Genomic DNA, 17,646 nt, shown 5'->3' on the forward strand with positions numbered 1-17,646 from the left:
TCCACGACTCCTTTTACAACTTTTCAGGCTTACTCCCACAGCAAACTTTATCAACTCGCTATCGTTTTGTTTTTGTAAAATCACTCATCCCGCAAACACTCCACAGGGTTAATGGCGGCAGCCCGAAATGTCTGAAATCCTACGGTCAGCCAGGAGATCATCAGAGCCACAACTGCACTCCCAAAGAAGAACCACCACTCCAGATCAATCGTATACGCAAAATCCTCCAACCATCTGGCAGCAATGAAATAAGCGACCGGTACTGCAATGAGAATAGAGATCACAACCATCTTCGTGAAATCCTTTGACAGCATAAAGACAATCCCCAGTACACCTGAACCCAGAATTTTCCGTATGCCGATCTCCTTCGTCCTTCGCTCAGCGGTAAAGGATGCAAGCCCAAACAAGCCAAGACAGGAAATCAATATGGCCAGTCCGGCAAAATACCGGGAAAGGATGGACACCCGCTCTTCCGAAGCATACAGCGCCTGGTAGTCCTGGTCTACAAACTGCGGCTTAAACACATAGCCCGGATTGAAGGACTCGTACAATGATCCGATCTTTTCCATGGTGATCACCTCGCTACCCTTTTGGAGTTTGGCCATGATGAAATGGGTTTGCTTTGGTGCATACAGAAAGATGGTGGGCTCTACTTTTTTGTGAAGGGAAACGAGGTTGAAATCTTTCACCACACCAACAATCCTCTTTTCCCCTGAGTAATGGTTGATGGTCTTGCCAATCGGGTCTTCCATCCCCATGGCGGCTATGGCTGTTTCGTTGAAGATCACTGCAGAAGAATCTGCACCAAATTCAGCAGAGAAAGCTCTGCCTTGCACCACTTCCATTCCCATGATCTCCACCAGCCTATAGCCCGACCGGATCTCCCAAAACTGGATCTGATCTTTCTCTGTTTTGCCTTCCCAACTCACGCCACCCGTGGAGTTTCCTCCTCCGACCATAAAGCCTGACAAAGCGGCATTGGATATGCCGGGGATATTTTTCAGCTCTGCAATGAAAGCATCCGAGTTGTCAATAAGTTTTCCTTCTCTTTCAAAGTAGAGGAGGTTGTCCCGATCATAGCCCAGATTTTTGTTTTTTACAAATTCCATCTGCTGATACACCACTACAACTGATACGATCAGGATGATGGATAGGGTAAACTGTACCACCACAAGAGCTCTCCGGCCCAGATGCTCACCCGCTTTTTTTGTAAGCTTTCCTTTCAAGATCTCAATAGACCGGAGACCCGAGAGGTATAGTGCCGGATAGCTGCCCGCCAGGAGTCCCACCACAAGCACCAGAAGAACAGCTGCCACCATAAGAGCACCGTCCGGCTGCAGGGAGAGTTGCTTCTGCGTGATAAAGTTGAATTGCGGAAGGAGCAACCAGACAATGGCCACTGCTATCATCAAGGAAATGACGCTCAACAGCAGCGACTCTGTGAAAAACTGCCCGATGAGTGACCGGCGGGAAGCTCCCATGGTCTTCTTCACCCCGATCTCTTTGGTCCGGTGAGAAGCTTTTGCTGTGGAGAGATTGATGAAATTGATGCAGGCAATAAAGAGGATAAACAGCGCTATGGCCGAAAAGAGATTTACATACTCTATACGGCCTCCGGCCTGTACACCATTCTCGTACTTGCTGTAAAGATACCGGTCGGAAAATCCGGCAAGGAAGAGGTTCACCCGGTCACTCTCCTGTTTCTCTTTCAGGATGGCGTCTATTTTTGCCTCAGCTACTTTTTTGTCAGCTCCGTGCTTCAAAACCACTGCTATCCGTCCATAATAGTTGCCCCAGTTTTTGTAATCGATCAGGTCATCATGGTAATACTCCCAGGACATCAGAAAATCAAACTTTTCAGAAGTGTTTTGCGGGATATCCGCCAGCACCGCCGATACCTGCACGGTCTTTGTCTTTCCCCAAAAATGCCAGACAAGCTGTTCCCCAACCACATCGGTGCTTTTAAAGAGCCGTAGCGCCAATGATCGGGTGATGACTATACCAGATTTATCCGTTAGGGCACTCTCCTCACTTCCTTCCACTAAAGGGTAGGTAAAAACATCAAAAAAATCCCGGCTGGCAAACTTCCCATCTGCTTTGAAATAAGACTCCCCCGCAGACAGCGTGTACTCATGGGGATCGGTCATCGCCACAGTGGTCTCTACCTCCGGAACGGTAGCCTGGATCTCCTCGAGCAGCAATCCGGGTACACCTTTCCAGGTATTGATCCCGCTGGCGTCGTTGTGGTTTGACATGATCTGATAGAGCCGTTGATCGGTTTCATGATAGGCGTCCATGCTCCTTTCATCAGCTACCCAGAGGTAGATAAACAGTACGCAGGCTAACCCGGTAGAAAGGCCCGTCAGGTTGATCAGAAACTGACTTTTATGTTTTCTGAAATTTCTGAAGGTGAGTTTGAGGTTGTGTTGAAACATAGCAACTTGATTTAAATGTTTTGATTGTGATTTGCGTATCGCAAACGGCCGCAGGTAATTCACTACCTGGTACCAGTAATTAAGCTTTGCCCTGAAGAGCGACTTCCTTTCCGCTACAGCGAAAAACTTCTCTTCCAGATCACCGAGCACTTCCTCGGCCAGGTCTTCGCGGAGGAGCCAGGAGAGCAGGCGGGTGGCCAGGCGGGGCGGTATGTTCCTCGGAGGTTTCATTCTGATCTGAGGGATTTGGTGGGGTTAGCCAACGCAATTTTTACCGACTGAAAACTGATTGTGCCAAAGGCCACTCCGAAAGCTACCAGTCCTGACAAGACAAACACCCACAGGGAAAGGTCAACGTGATAGGCAAAACCTTCCAGCCATCGCGTCATCAAATACCAGGAAAGAGGAATAGTGATAAGAAATGATATTCCTACAAGCCGGAGGAAATCCTTTGAAAATAGCGCAACAATTTGGCTAACAGAAGCACCCAGTACTTTCCGGATACCAATCTCTTTGGTTCGATTTTCAGCGGTAAACATGGCCAGACCCAATAAGCCCAAACAAGAAATAATGATTGCCAAAATCGAAGATATGTTGGAAAGTTTGGCCATGACCACTTCATTTTGGTACATCTTGCCATATTCCACATCCATAAATTGAAAATTTAATGGGAAATCCGGATTAATTTCACCATAAACTTTCTCCAGACTAGCTATAGCTCCCCGGGTCTGGCCTGGCTTGGTTTTCACCACGATCACCCCAAAGTATAGATCCTCTTTTACATCCAGAATAACAGGCTTGATGGGTTCATGCAGCGAACCGGTATGGTAATCTTTTAAAACCCCAATGATATGTCCCTTTTTGTCCCAGGCTGAGATCCATTTACCGATTGGGTTTTCTATACCCATCTGCTTAACTGCAATTTCATTGACCATGAAAGCGCTGGTGTCCGTCGGATGATCTCTCGAAAAACCACGCCCCTCCACCACCTCCAGACCCATCAGTTCCAGAAAATCAAACCCCACTGAGCTTGGCTTAAAAATCACATCATGATCCTTACCCTCCCAATTAATATCCCTTGCAACCAGAAAACCCATAGAATGTGGAGCCTCACTGCTCCTATCCACACCATCGATACCCGGCATTTGGGTGAGTTTATTCCTGAAAACATCATATTTCTCATTGAGATTACCCTCTACCCGGAAAGACAACAAATTTTCACGATCATAGCCAAGATTTTTAGTGCGGACATAATCAGTCTGTTCGGAAATAATGATCGTAGATACAAGCAAAAGAATGGAAACGCCAAACTGAAACACCACAAGTCCTTTGCGGAACCAAACGACCCCTCCTGAGATGCGTACCACTCCCTTCAGGGTTTTGATCGGTTTCAAAGAAGAAAGAAAAAAAGCCGGATAACTGCCAGCAAATAGTCCTGTGAAAATTGTCAATCCAAAGAAGAGACCCCAAAATGAAATATCTGCAAATGGAATATCAATATTCTTATTCAGAGAGCTATTAAACACTGGCATCAATACAATGACTGCAACAAAGGCTGTAAAACAGGCAATAAAAGCAATCAGCACAGATTCACACAAAAACTGACCGATCAGGTAGCCCCTTCCCGACCCAACCATCTTACGCATGGCTACTTCCTTAGCTCTTTTGATAGACCTGGCGGTTGACAAATTCATAAAGTTGATACATGCCATTAACAGAATAAAAAATCCTATGACGCTAAAGATCCGCACATACTCAACCCGGCCACCCGTCGGTTTTTCATCAGTAAAAGACGAGAACAGATAGCGCTTGTTAAAAGGAATAATTCCGATCTTGTTCTCAAAAGGCTCACTTTCGTCCAATCGAGATTGCAGGAGGTCATTTATTTTTTTCCCTACCACTTCAGGGTCTGCATGATTATCCAGTTCGATGGTAGTGAGCACTATTTCCGAGGACCATTCCAGTCGCTTCATCTGGGATTTCCAGTTGATGATATAATCAAACTGCAACGAACTTTCCCTTGGAACATCCTCAAAAACAGCCGTAATTACAAAATCAAACCTGTTTTCATACCTGATCTGCTCGCCTATAGCCTCACCCGGATCATCAAAAAACAGTTGACACATCTTCCGTGAAATAGCAATGCTGCTAAAATCAGCAAGCGGAGTTTCCATGTCTCCAGCCAGGATGGGAAAGTCAAACATCTTGAAGAAACCCTCACTGGCCCGTGATCCTTTAAGCTTGTGGATCTGATCACCCACACGAAAAGTCTTAGGGTAGCCCCAAGGCAATTCATAACCAGTTGCATAATAGGTAAGGCTTTTCACTTCGGGCATTACCTCTGGCAAGTCTTCTAATGGAAAATACTGTCCGTTTTCATCATAACGCATGGGGGTAGAGTATGTCCCAAAAATCTGCCCGTGATTATGAATACTCTGGTAAAAATTGTAAAGGTTGGGGCCTTTGCTATGAAAACTATCAGTCCTCATCTCATCGCTCACCCACAAAAAAATAAACAGGAAACAGGTCATACCAAGTGCCAGTCCCGAGATGTTGATAGCTGAAAAGCTCTTGTGCCGGATGAGGTTTCTATAACCTATCTTAAAAAAGTTTCTGACCATGACTATGCTGTTTGTTTGTACAAGTTTTTTACTTAATGCAAACGGCCGCAGGTAATTCAGCACCTGATACCAGTAATTTAGCTTAGCCCGGAGCGGAGATTTCTTTTCCGCTACAGCGAAATACTTCTCCTCCAGGTCGCCCAGCACTTCTTCTGCCAGGTCATCTCGGATGAGCCAGGTGAGCAGGCGGGTGGCCAGGCGGGGGGGGTTGTGTTTTTCAATTTTTTTCATTCAGATCTTAGGCTGTTTACTGGATTAGCTAAAGCTGCTTTGATCGCCTGGATACTCACTGTAGCAATAGTGATAAGTAAAGCACCCGCTATAGCCAGGGCAAAATACACCAGATCAAGATTTATTCGATATTGATAATGGGTTAACCAATCATTCAAAAAGTAGTAAGCCACAGGAGCAGCAATTACTCCGGCTATTATCACCAGGAGAATAAACTCTTTTGAAAGCAAATGCCATAAGTTCAGTACTGTGGCCCCAAGTACTTTGCGAATCCCAATCTCTTTTGTGCGCTGCTCAGCTATATAAGACGCCAAACCAAATAACCCCAGACAGCTTATCAAAATGGCCAAACCTGCAAATACGGTTGCCAGACTACCAATTCGCTTTTCCACATTAAACTTCTGTGCATATTCATGATCAACAAACTGGAAATCAAAAGGTACATCAGGAGCGATATCTGTGAATACTTCTTCAATCCCCGCCAGCAATTCTGGTGTAGCGCGTGTATGGTTAAGTTTTAGTGTGATCCAATTTGTGTTTGTGTGTGTTGCAGAATTGATCAGATAAACCGCTGGCTTTACCTCTTCAAACGGCGACTCTCTCACAATGTCTTTTACTATACCTATGATTTCATATCGCTTATTACCAAACCGGATCACCGTGCCTATCGGATCTTCAATACCCAGATAATTTGCAGCCGTCTCATTAATGACGAACGCACTGGAATCAGATGTTAAATTCCGGTCAAAATCACGTCCTTTTACAACTTCCCAGCCTACTGTTTTTCCAAAATCATGTGTGACCCACACAGTAACCAAATGCGGATGAAAGTTAGGATCCCTGCCTTCCCAGTGAAACCCTCCTGCTGAATTGTTTACCTCTGTCATGGAGCTGGAGGATTCGGTCATTGCCTGGATCAACCCACGGCTTTCAAGCTCGTTTTTGAAAAGATCATATTTACCGTCATAATCTTTAGATACAATTTCGACCATGATCAAATCTTGCGCTTTATATCCTGTAGGTCTGCTCTGGGTATACGCTATCTGTTCGTGTATGAAAAACGTACCAATGATCAGCGATACCGACACCACAAACTGAACTACCACTAGCCCTTTGCGTAGCAATACGGAATTTCCGTTCACACCTATGGCTCCTTTCAGGGCCTTGGTAGCCCGAAAGGCCGAGAGGTAAAAGGCAGGGTAGCTTCCCGCCAGCAAGCTGGTCACAAGCATAAACAGCAAGCAAGCCGTCCAAAATAGAGGTTGTCCGAAAGGAAGGTGAAGGTTTTTTCCAGCTACCAAATTGAAATATGGGGCAGTTAGTAATAAGAGGCCGATAGAGACAACGAATGAAATAGCCACCATTACCAATGACTCACTGAGAAACTGGGCTACCAGCTGGCCTCTGAATGAGCCCATTGCCTTACGTATCCCCACTTCACGGGAGCGTCGCACAGACTGGGCTGTACTCAGGTTCATGAAATTGATGCAGGCCAGCACTAGCACAAAGACTCCGATACAACTAAAAAGCCATACATACTGAATATTACCACCCGATTGCACTCCATTCACCCAGCTATCCCGAAGGTGCCAATCTTGCATCCGGTGAAGAAATACTTCGTTGCCCGATCGCTGATGTTCCTCCAGATGATCGTGAATGGTCGGTTTGATTTTTTGGTTGACCTCTTCGAATGTAGTATGATCCGCTATCTGTGCAAAAATCTGGTAGGAGTTACTATCCCAAATATTCCGGGAAGCACTTACCCATGGATACGCAGATACAGAAAGCTGCCAGGGGGCTATCCATTCCAAGTCATGAAAGGTCGTATTTCGTGGCAGGTCTTCATAAACCCCGGCAACAATTACATTCAACTCATTGTCTATTTTGATTTGTTTACCAACCACCTCTTTCTCTGAAAAAATCGCTTCGGCTGTAGATGAAGATAACAATATTGCATTTTGACTATTCAGTCCTTCTCTTTGTCCCTGAAGCATCTTTAACGACAGCATTTCCGGAGCTGATGGTTCCATAAAAGCACCGGATTTAAAGATCTTTTTCTGATCAGAGCTAAGCACATGCGGACCAAGCCAGGAGCTCATCACCACGTGTTTGAAATCTTCTCCATACGCTCTCCTGAGTTCTTCTCCCAGCGGAAAAGGCATGATTTGCCTGGTGACCTTACCACCATCTCTGGCCTTATGCTGCATGACCTGACCGATTTGCTTATAGCTTTCATGGTAGGTATTGAAAGTTAATTCGTCATATACCCAGAGACCGATCAGCATAGCTACGGTCATGCCAATTGAAAGTCCACCGATATTCAATAAAGAATAGCCTTTCCTTCTTTTTAAATTCCTAAAAGCTATTTTGAAATAGTTTTTGTACATAGCAATTTGAGTTGAGTGTCTAACCTTTGTTTTTCTTACCGCAAATGGCCTCAGGTAATTCACCACCTGGTACCAGTAGTTGAGCTTTGCCCGGAATAGTGACCTCTTTTCCGCTACAGCGAAAAACTTCTCCTCCAGGTCGCCCAGCACTTCTTCTGCCAGGTCATCTCGGATGAGCCAGGTGAGCAGACGGGCGGGGAGTTTGGGTGGTATGGGACTATTTGAACTCATTCAACCCGAAGAGAATTAACCGGATTTTTATTTGCCGAACGAAAGGTCTGTAACCCCATGGTAATCCAGGCTATAAATAATGCCAGTAGTCCAGCGATAAGAAAAATTGACCAATGTAGAGATATACTATATGCAAAATTATCCAACCATCTGGATGCCATCACATAGCTAAATGGAAGAGCTACAATCGCAGCTAGGGTTATGACCTTTGTCAAATCTTTAGAAAGCAGAAGTACAATACCAAAAACTCTGGCTCCCAATACTTTTCGAATGCCGATCTCTTTGGTTCTCCTTTCGGTAGTGAATGTAGCCAATCCAAAAAGTCCAAGGCAAGAAATGAAAATCGCAAAGGCAGCAAAGAAACCTATGAGGATAGAAATCCGCCTTTCTGAATCATATAAGGCCTGGTAATCTTGATCCACAAACTTAGTTTCGAATGCATATCCAGGATTGAACTCATTATAGATTTTTTCCACTTTTTGCAGGGTTTCAATCTCTTTCCCTTTTTCTATTTTGGCCATTATATTTCGGGTATACTCCGGCTGATTCAAAATAACTGCCGGGCCTACCGGTGCATGTAAAGACTTGTAATTAAAGTCCTTCACCACCCCAACTATCCGCTTTTCTCCAGTCCAATGCCGGATGGTTTTACCAACCGGATCTTCAAGTCCCATCACCTTTGCGGCCGTTTCATTAATAATTATGCTGTTTCGATCTTCAAAATCTCTTGAGAAAAAACGACCTTTTTTAAGCCTAAAGTCAAGCATCTCCAGCGCGTCCGTACCTACCCAAACCTGATGGAATTGAACCCTCAAATCTGGGGGTTTGCCTTCCCAGTTTATGGCTGCTGTCCAGTTGTAAGAGCCTGCCGCAAAAGAGGTGACAGAAGCATGCGAGACCCCAGGAATATTTCTGATTTCCGTTAGAAAGGACTCGTGCTTCTCCTTGATGTTTCCATCCAACTCAAGATAGATCAGGTTGTCCCGTTTATATCCAAGGTTTTTTGTGTTGATATAATTCATCTGCTTGTAAACCACAGAAACACCAGCTATCAGAATAATGGCCAGGGTGAATTGTATAAATACCAGAGTTTTACGTCCCCAGGCAGCATGGCCTCCAGAACTTCGGTTCCCTCTAAAAATGTTTAATATTTTAAATCCGGATAAATAAAAAGCAGGGTAGCTTCCCGCTACAAAACCAACAAGTAAAACAATGCAAATTGCTACCAGAATCAGGTTCCAATCCCAAATGTCAGAGATCGTTTTATCAATGATATGATTAAAATACGGCTGAAAGACCCACACAAGCATCAGGGCTGCCAGGAAGGAAAGAAAGCTTAGCAAAGTTGATTCTGTTAAATATTGCCAGATAAGTGACTTACGGGAAGCACCAAGAGTCTTTTTAACACCGATTTCAAGCATCCTGCATGTGGCTCTTGCTGTAGACAGGTTTATGAAGTTTACACTGGCAATAAAAAGAATAAAAGCACCTATAATCAACAATAAATAGACATATTCAATAGTGCCTCCAGCTTGCTTACCTCCTTCAAAATGATCATACAGATACAGGTCTGAATATTTGGCCAGCATTACCTGCACCTGATCATCATTATTTTCTTTGAATACTTTATTTATTTTATTGCCAACCTCCAGGATGGCTGATTGACTGATAGTCGACTCTTTATTAAGCAGCACTGTTGTAAGCGCGTAATAATTACTCCAACTTTTACTATCTGTTAGATCATCATGAAAGTAATCCCACGACATCAAGTAGTCAAATTCCACACTAGATGATCCAGGTACATCTGCGATTATTCCTGTAACGGTCAGGATTTTTGAAAGACCTTTCCCATGCCACTTTAAGGACCTGCCTACGGGATCATCACTTTCAAAAAGCCTCTGGGCTAAAGATTCGGAGATTACAATTCCTGACTTATCAGAGAGTGCTGTATTTTGATCGCCATGAATCAAAGGGTAAGAAAAGATCTCTAGGAACTCAGGCTCAGCAAATAAACCTTTTGCATTTTGGTAATTGTCCTTTACAGAAAGATCACCACTATTAAAAACAGTCCAGGCTGCTACACTCTCCGCTTCAGGGACTTTAGACTCTATTGCCTCTGCTAACAACCCGGGTGTAATGATCTGGGTGGTGATCTCTCCACCATCCTCATGGTTGGTCATTACCTGATAGATCCTATTATCGTTTTGGTGGAACTTATCTATGCTAAGTTCCTCCTTAACCCATAAGTAAATAAAGAGCACACAAGCAATACCGGTCGAAAGGCCAATCAAATTAATCAAAAACTGAGTTTTCTGCTTTCTAAATGACCTGAACGATAACTTAAGATTGTGGCGTAGCATACTGTTAGATTTTGAGTATTTAGACCTTTGTACTGCAAATGGCCTCAGATAATTGATCACCTGATACCAGTAATTGAGTCGAGCACGAAACATTGATTTCTCTTCTGCAACCACATAAAACTTCTCTTCCAGATCGCCCAGTACTTCTTCAGCCAGATCATCACGGATGAGCCAGGTGAGCAGCCGGGTGGCCAGGCGCGGTGGTATGTGCTTTCTGGCAGCCACTATTTTTTAGTGATCTTGATGTTCTTAAAAGTGCCATCAGAGCCATTCCCCACCCACAACCCAAGCTGTCCTGCACCACGGTCACTGATCTGTTCCACCTCAAGAGATGGCTCCTTTGAATCATTTACAAAAACCTTAACCGAAGGGAAATCAATGACGATTTTAGCATGAAACCATCCGTTAGGATCCGGAACAGGAGAAACCGTACTTTCGTACTTGCCGGGAAATTCATTTCGCAGTGCTGACCAATCGTATGCAGGCATTGCGATGTACTGTACCGAATGAGTCTTTCGCTGTTCACTTTGAAAATTGAATGGGCGAAAGTACACAGCATCGAAAGTCTCATTGTCTTTACCGTGGAAAGCAATACCTACGAAGCTCTGGCCGCGTACGTCTTTCCCTTTAATGTCCAGCTCTACAGTACCACTTTTGAAATTGGTATTATTGAGCCAAAGCAAACCGTCATTTTCCTGTGCATTGAGATAAATTTCATCTCCATTAAAAGACACTTCCCTATTGAATGCTGTCCAGTATTCGGCAGTAGGTTCTGCCAGGTTTTGGCTAATCGCTATTCCGTATAATAAAAGAGAAATGACAGATAGTAAATGTTTAAGTGTTTTCATGATGTGGTTTTACTTAGTTTGAACCGGGCTGATGGTCATAGCTGAGAACCCGAAAAAGCTTCCAATCCTCTCCCTCCTTTTTCCAAATGTATGTGAACCGTGCACTGGAGGTATGCTGCAATGGTTCGCCTGAATATTGTGCATAGAAATGATGAATTCCTTTCTGGATAGCTCCATAAACCGCCCCGTCATTTTTCAATAAAAATACTTCCAGACTACCAGCCTCGAGCTTACGGATAGGTTGATAATCAAGATTGCAGAGACCTTCCTCCGTATTTTTCATAAAAGCTTCTTTAGAAGGAGTAATTCCCGACTGATCGTGATAGAATTCAAAATCTTCGTGGACCAACACTTCAAATTGATTGACATCACAAGTGTTAAACCCTACATCAAAAAGCAGACTGTCTTTTTCCTGTAGACTCAAAAAAAGCGAATCAGTTTCAGGTAATTGAGCCCTGAGTGAAAAAGCCAGCATGATAAGGACAGCCGACAGCAGATATATGCGTTTAATCTTATTCATCCTCTTATTTAATGATTCCAAATTCCGGATACTGATTCCAAAGTGAAACTCTGAAATCCCTCGAATCCTGTAGCGCTCGCTGACCAGCAGCAGTAGTGGTATAGATCCGCTTTCTTCTCCCGCCGCGCTCAGCAGTGGGCTTGCCCATCTCTGAAGTCAGAAATCCCTTATCCTTCAGGCGGTCCAGGGTGGAATGAACGGCCCCAATCGAAACGGTGCGCCCCGACTGATCTTTAAATTCCTCGGCGACCTTAAATGCGTAAGCTTCTTCTCCAAGTATGCCCACGAGCAACAAGATCACTTCTTCAAATTCACCTAAACGTGTTTCTCTCATGTACTATGTTACTAGATTGTAGAACTAATGTACGAAGAATATTTTTATTTGTTCTACTATTTAGTAGGAAATATCCTCATGTATGTAAAAATCGATGTGAGATATGCTTTCCGGAAGAAAATTCGCAGAAACCAATCAAAAAACATGAAGGGAAAACAGACATTTTCAGAAAAGAAAACATAATATCGACATATACGTATATTATTTTCATGAAAGGAACCCAACTTGGTGAATTTGAAGAACTGGTACTCCTGGCAGTGTGCACAACCTATCCGGACGCCTATGGTGTTTCGGTAAAAAACCAGATCAACCTGACCGCCAACAGAAAGATCAATCTAAGTACTGCCCATGGGGCATTAAACCGACTGGAAGAAAAAGGCCTGGTGAAAAGTGCTTTTGGTGAAGCCACCTCCGTACGGGGTGGCAAACGAAAGAAAATGTTTACGATTACAGCTCTTGGGCTTAAGAAACTACAGGAGGCTAAAGAGCTTCGTGAAAAATTCTGGGCTGAGATCCCAGAGGCCATATTCCAATTGCACAACTAATGGAAGAGCTCCCCAAATCGGTCACCTTGTTGCTAAGGCTCCTCTTCAAAGAGCAGGTCCGTGAAGAAATATCCGGTGACTTACAGGAAGAAATGGTGGATTATGCACATGCCCACGGCCGCTTTAGAACAAACTTACACCTGGTAAAAACTACATTCCTTTTTTTGCGCTACAGCTACACCTGGAAGCTTCCGAAATCCCTAATCCCCCTGAATATGTTTTTGACAAGTACATTAATATCCGCCTGGAGAAACCTGAAAAAAGATAAAGCCAGCCTGGCACTCAATGGTGTTGGTCTAACCATAGGGTTTATATTGACCATGGTCATCTTCCTGGTGCTTTCCAGAGAACTTACCTATGATCAGTGGCATTCAAAGTCAGATCGCATCTATCGGGTTACACATGATGAAAGCATATCAGCGAAGAGCACCAGACACCTTACAACTGTCGGTCCACCAGTTGGTCCGGCTTTGAAAAAAGCCTATCCGGAAATAGAAAACTTCGTACGCTTCCGCTATACACCTGCCCAACCGGTCAGCTATAAAAACAATCATTTCTATGAAGATCGGATCTTCTATATGGACAGCACTTTGTTTTCGGTGTTTGACTATCCGCTTCAGGAAGGAAGCGAACAAACTGCACTTAAGGAAACGAATAATGTGGTGCTTACCAGTGAAACAGCCAGGAAATACTTTGGTGAAGAATCGGCTTTAGGAAAGCGGCTGGAAATTGGTGAAGAGTCCTATGCAGTGAGCGGGGTGTTTGAGCCCATTCCTTCTAACACCCATTTTGATTTTGACTTTGTGATCCCCTTTCATGCCTTTGAGGTGCCTTTCGGCTATCCGGTCACGCTCAACGACTGGGGATGGATCTCTTTTCATACGTATATTTTGCTGGAAGAGGGCACTGATCCGGTTAAAATGGAAAGTCAATTGATTGACTTTATTAAAACACACTGGCCTGAAGATCGGTGGGACGCCTTTCGCTTTCGGTTACAACCTTTGGAAGATATCTACCTCGGAGATGTCAAAAATGACATTGTAGCTTCCGGCAACCTGACGAATATTTATGCTTTCGGCCTTGCAGGGATTTTGTTACTCTCGCTGATCATATTTAATTACACCAATTTATCTGTAGCTCGTTCTCTTTCACGAACCAAAGAAGTAGGGGTAAGAAAAGCGATGGGGGCCAGCCGACTAACGATCCTTTCACAGTTTGTTTTGGAGTCTGTTCTGCTGGCGATGATTAGTATGGTGGTTTCATTACTGCTGCTATCACCAACCATTCCGTTTCTAAAGGATTTTCTGAATATCAACCTGGTCTTACCCGATTGGATCTCTGCCATGAAGCAGCTGGCTCCTTTTGCTATCCCGTTTGCCATTTTAGTGGGGGTTATCGCTGGCCTATATCCATCCCTGACCATGTCACGGATCAGAGCAGTTTCAGCATTAACCCGAAACCTGACTGGCGGAAATTTTGGTCTCAGCGTCCGAAAAGTATTGGTCACCCTTCAGTTCATCATCACCATTGCTTTGCTTTCCGGCAGTATTATTATTTACCAGCAGATCCGGTATGTACAGGAGAAAGATCTGGGCTTTGATAAATCCTCCCTGGCTGTTTTGCGCGTACCCGGACCTACTTTGATCGAAGAATACCAGACGCTAAAAACTCAGCTGCTTTCCGTTCCACGTATAGAAAAAGTATCTGTAGGTGGTGGACGCATGGATGGTGATAATGGCAGTGTTCCGGTAAAAACACCTGACATGGAAGAGTCACTACCAATGTTTGTAGAGGCCGTAGACTATGGTTTTTTTGAAACACTCGGTATCGAAATGGCAGCAGGTCGTGAGTTTTCCAAAACTTATGCTACTGATAGCGCAGGTGCAGTGATCGTCAATGAAACCGCCGTTGCCACCATGGGCTACCCTTCACCTGAAGAAGCCATCGGCAAGGATATACAGGTGAGCGATATCCGAAGAGGGAAAATTGTGGGGGTAGTCTCAGATTACCATTTTACCTCCCTGCACCATGAGATCGGGCCACTGGCCATTGTTTATCCCCGTACCTACCTGGAGGATGTCTACCTGCGTGTAGCACCTGGCAACATGTTATCTCTGGTTAATGATCTGGAAGCAAAATGGAACGATCAGTTTCCCGAACTCCCCTTTGACATGATCTTTTTAGAAGACCACCTCAATCAGCTTTATCAAAATGACATTGCTTTTGCGAGGCTCTTCAGACTTTTCACAATCGTCACAATAATTATTGCATGTCTTGGGCTATATGGATTGATCTCATTGATCACCGCACAAAAAGTGAAAGCGATAAGTGTCCGCAAAGTGCTTGGCGCCAGTATCCGGAATCTGATACTGCATCTGTTTAAACCCTTTGCGCTATACATCCTGATCGCATTGGTTCTGGTGTCCCCTGTGGCATACCTCATGCTATCCAACTGGCTGGAGAATTACGCCTACCAGATCGACCTGAACTGGCTGTGGTTTGGTGTTGCCGGGATTGGGGTTATGCTGGTAGCGCTTTTGGCCACCCTAAGCCATTCATACAGGATCTCCAGGATCAACCCAGCCAGGACACTAAGGAGTGAGTAACACTAAATATATCATTTCGAAGTAGGAGAATCTTCCCTTCTATTTCTTCCTTACTTTTGCGTCTTCCAAAACAGACGCCAACCATGTCCTACGTCCGAATTGCTAAAAAGCATCCTGAGTACCTTGCCTATGGAGGTTTGCATTACTTCTTTTCCAGCATTGGGCAGACCTTCCTGATCAGCGTTTCGGTGCCTTATATGCTGGAAGACCTGGAGCTGAGTAGTCTGGCTTTTAGTAATAGCTACGCAGTGGCTACCATTTGCAGTGCACTTACCTTACCATTGGTCGGTGGTTGGGTAGATCGTGCTAAGTTTACTACTGTAAGCCTGGCAGGGGGACTAGGTTTGATCCTGGCATGTGCAGTGATGTTTAGCAGCCAGGCCCTTTGGATATTGATTCCGGGTCTTTTTCTTTTGCGGTTCTTTGGTCAGGGTGGCATGGTACTGATCGGTTCCACCGCCATAGCCAAATTCTTTAACAAAAACCGAGGCAAAGCCTTGTCTCTTGCAGGTATGGGGCTGGCTGGGGCTGAAACATTCATGCCGCTGATCATAGTAACTATCATCGGAAGCTTCGGATGGCGTGAGTCCTGGCTCTTCCTGGCTGCCGGAATAGCTCTTCTCTTTCTACCTGCCACCAACCTGCTCATCAAAAGACATGACCGGGCCCCAAAAGAGGATGAAGCAGATGATTCCGGAAAGACTCCTGATGTTCATTTCACCAGAACCCAGGTATTAAAAGACCCTAAATTCTACCTAATCCTCCCTGCATTTGTGTTTTTGCCATTCTTTATCACAGGTATTTTTATCCACCAAAACTTGGTGGCTGAGGCTAAAGGATGGAGTATGGAGTGGATGGCCACCTGCTTCATCGGCTATGGAATTACCAAAGTGGTTATGTCCTTTTTAGGGGGTGCTTTGGTTGATCACTTTTCAGGCAAGAAAGTCTTTATTTTCTACTTGTTACCGCTTGCTTTAGGCTTGACCTCTCTCCTCCTCGGCGATCATCAACTGATGGCTCTCGTTTATATGATCCTACTGGGCATGACTGCCAGTCTGGGTTCCCTGACCGGTGTGGCTATTTGGGCTGAGCTTTATGGAGTGAAAAACCTCGGCGCAATCAAAAGCATGGTCACAACTTTTATGGTGGTATCCACTGCTCTGGGGCCAATCGTTATTGGTTATGGCTTAGAGAGGTCCCCGGAATTAACATTGATCATCTCGATTTCTGCTATTGTTGGGATCATTGGTTTAAGCTGGTGGGTAATTAATCACACAGACCTTCCTGAAAGAAACCTGTAAGACATTAACATAGCAATAAAAGCCAGGCAGGCAGCCAGATAAAATGGAGCACTCGGCACATATACATCCCGTGTAGCATCCGTAAAATACCCAAACACTCCAGTCATCAAGGGTGGGCCAATAATAGAGGTCACACTCATCAAACTAGTCAGACCACCTTGAAGCTCTCCTTGTTCATTGGCGGGTACGCTATTGGACATTAGCCCCTGAAGTGATGGACCTGCTATACCTCCAAAGGCATACGGAATTAGCACGGCATACAGCATCCAACCTGTAGAGCTTAAGGCAATCAATGTAAACCCAATGGTATTGAAAGCCAACCCTACATACACACCTTTTGCCTGTCCGATCTTGCTGATAATCGGTCTGATTGCAACTCCTTGTACGAGCGCAATCATCAGCCCGACGAATGCCAGCGAGTAGCCAACCTCAGCCTCACTCCATTTGAATTTTTCTATAGTAAAGTAGGTCCAGGTACTTTGAGTAGCATGTGCTGCTACATAAACCAGTACTAGTGAAAATATCAACCCGGTAACCATCGGGTATTTCCTGAGTTGCATCAGTGTACCCCAGGGGTTAGCTCGTTTCCAGCTAAATAACCTCCTGTTTTCTTTTGCCAGTGACTCTGGTAATACAAAGTATCCGTAGAGCCAGTTTAACAAAACCAATCCTGCCGAGGCAAAAAAGGGAATTCTGGAGCCGTACTCCCCCAGTATACCTCCAATCATAGGACCGATAATAAACCCAAGACCAAATGCCGCTCCAATCATACCGAAATTTTTCGAGCGCTCCTCCGCTGTAGAAATGTCCGCAATGTAAGCTGAGGCCGTGGTGAAACTGGCCCCGGTAATCCCCGCAATAAAACGAGCTATAAACAGCCATGTAATAGTCGGAGCAAAAGCCACCAGCAGATAGTCCACCCCAAAACCAAACAATGAGAATAATAGAACGGGTCTTCGCCCAAACTGATCACTCAATCCACCAAGTATAGGTGCAAAAAGAAATTGCATGGAGGCATAAGAGAACATCAACCACCCACCTATGATTGAAGCATCACTGATCGTACCGCCTGTAAGCCCTGTAATTAGCTGAGGAATGACCGGAATAATGATTCCAATCCCAATTACATCAACCAGAACAGTTATAAAAATAAAGCCCAAAGCAGCTTTTCGATTTCTCATAAAAAACCTTTCTTATAAAATGAGTACGAAAATACCGGTTTTTATG

General features: G+C 44.6%; 11 protein-coding genes. 3 read left to right on the plus strand and 8 right to left on the minus strand.

Annotated elements, in window-relative coordinates:
- Window positions 1–80: 80 nt before the first annotated feature.
- The 7 genes from AC3E9V_RS23090 to AC3E9V_RS23120 are packed head-to-tail and all read right to left on the minus strand — an operon-like array spanning window position 81 to window position 11,967.
- Window positions 81–2,666 carry an ABC transporter permease gene (locus tag AC3E9V_RS23090; protein ID WP_488750534.1) on the minus strand — a complete coding sequence of 862 codons (2,586 nt, stop codon included), beginning with the start codon at window positions 2,664–2,666 and terminating at the stop codon, window positions 81–83.
- Window positions 2,663–5,287 (minus strand): ABC transporter permease, encoded by a 2,625-nt coding sequence (locus AC3E9V_RS23095; protein WP_488750535.1) that lies wholly within the window; start codon window positions 5,285–5,287, stop codon window positions 2,663–2,665. Before AC3E9V_RS23095 ends, AC3E9V_RS23090 begins: the two co-directional genes overlap by 4 nt.
- The gene (locus AC3E9V_RS23100; protein ID WP_488750536.1) at window positions 5,284–7,905 is read right to left on the minus strand and encodes an ABC transporter permease; all 2,622 of its coding nucleotides are present in this window, start codon (window positions 7,903–7,905) and stop codon (window positions 5,284–5,286) included. Before AC3E9V_RS23100 ends, AC3E9V_RS23095 begins: the two co-directional genes overlap by 4 nt.
- Entirely contained in the window at window positions 7,902–10,490 is a 2,589-nt protein-coding gene (locus tag AC3E9V_RS23105; protein WP_488750537.1) for an ABC transporter permease, read from the minus strand. The genes AC3E9V_RS23100 and AC3E9V_RS23105 overlap by 4 nt, the downstream gene beginning before the upstream one ends.
- On the minus strand, window positions 10,490–11,113 hold the full coding sequence (locus AC3E9V_RS23110) for a 3-keto-alpha-glucoside-1,2-lyase-like domain-containing protein (RefSeq protein ID WP_488750538.1): 624 nt from the start codon (window positions 11,111–11,113) through the stop codon (window positions 10,490–10,492). Before AC3E9V_RS23110 ends, AC3E9V_RS23105 begins: the two co-directional genes overlap by 1 nt.
- Window positions 11,114–11,126: 13 nt before the next feature.
- Complete coding sequence (locus AC3E9V_RS23115) at window positions 11,127–11,633, minus strand: nuclear transport factor 2 family protein (RefSeq protein ID WP_488750539.1); 507 nt, start codon at window positions 11,631–11,633, stop codon at window positions 11,127–11,129.
- A 4-nt stretch (window positions 11,634–11,637) separates the two neighbouring features.
- A complete protein-coding gene (locus tag AC3E9V_RS23120; protein WP_488750540.1) occupies window positions 11,638–11,967 on the minus strand; it encodes a PadR family transcriptional regulator in 330 nt (109 codons plus the stop codon).
- Window positions 11,968–12,176: 209 nt separating this feature from the next.
- On the opposite strand from AC3E9V_RS23120, the gene AC3E9V_RS23125 reads away from it, so the two are divergent.
- The 3 genes from AC3E9V_RS23125 to AC3E9V_RS23135 all read left to right on the plus strand — a co-directional run bounded on the left by AC3E9V_RS23125 (window position 12,177) and on the right by AC3E9V_RS23135 (window position 16,419).
- Window positions 12,177–12,512 carry a PadR family transcriptional regulator gene (locus AC3E9V_RS23125; RefSeq protein ID WP_488750541.1) on the plus strand — a complete coding sequence of 112 codons (336 nt, stop codon included), beginning with the start codon at window positions 12,177–12,179 and terminating at the stop codon, window positions 12,510–12,512.
- Window positions 12,512–15,118 carry an ABC transporter permease gene (locus AC3E9V_RS23130; RefSeq protein WP_488750542.1) on the plus strand — a complete coding sequence of 869 codons (2,607 nt, stop codon included), beginning with the start codon at window positions 12,512–12,514 and terminating at the stop codon, window positions 15,116–15,118. The genes AC3E9V_RS23125 and AC3E9V_RS23130 overlap by 1 nt, the downstream gene beginning before the upstream one ends.
- A gap of 83 nt (window positions 15,119–15,201) precedes the next feature.
- Window positions 15,202–16,419, plus strand: coding sequence for an MFS transporter (locus tag AC3E9V_RS23135; RefSeq protein WP_488750543.1), 1,218 nt, complete (start codon window positions 15,202–15,204; stop codon window positions 16,417–16,419).
- Here the strand turns inward: AC3E9V_RS23135 and AC3E9V_RS23140 are convergent.
- Window positions 16,389–17,600: a TCR/Tet family MFS transporter gene (locus tag AC3E9V_RS23140; RefSeq protein ID WP_488750544.1), complete on the minus strand. Its 1,212-nt coding sequence runs from the start codon at window positions 17,598–17,600 to the stop codon at window positions 16,389–16,391. The two genes, AC3E9V_RS23135 and AC3E9V_RS23140, sit on opposite strands and share 31 nt — an antisense overlap.
- Between the last annotated feature and the right edge of the window lie 46 nt (window positions 17,601–17,646).

The sequence above is a fragment of the Marinoscillum sp. HNIBRBA16962 genome (assembly GCF_057801515.1).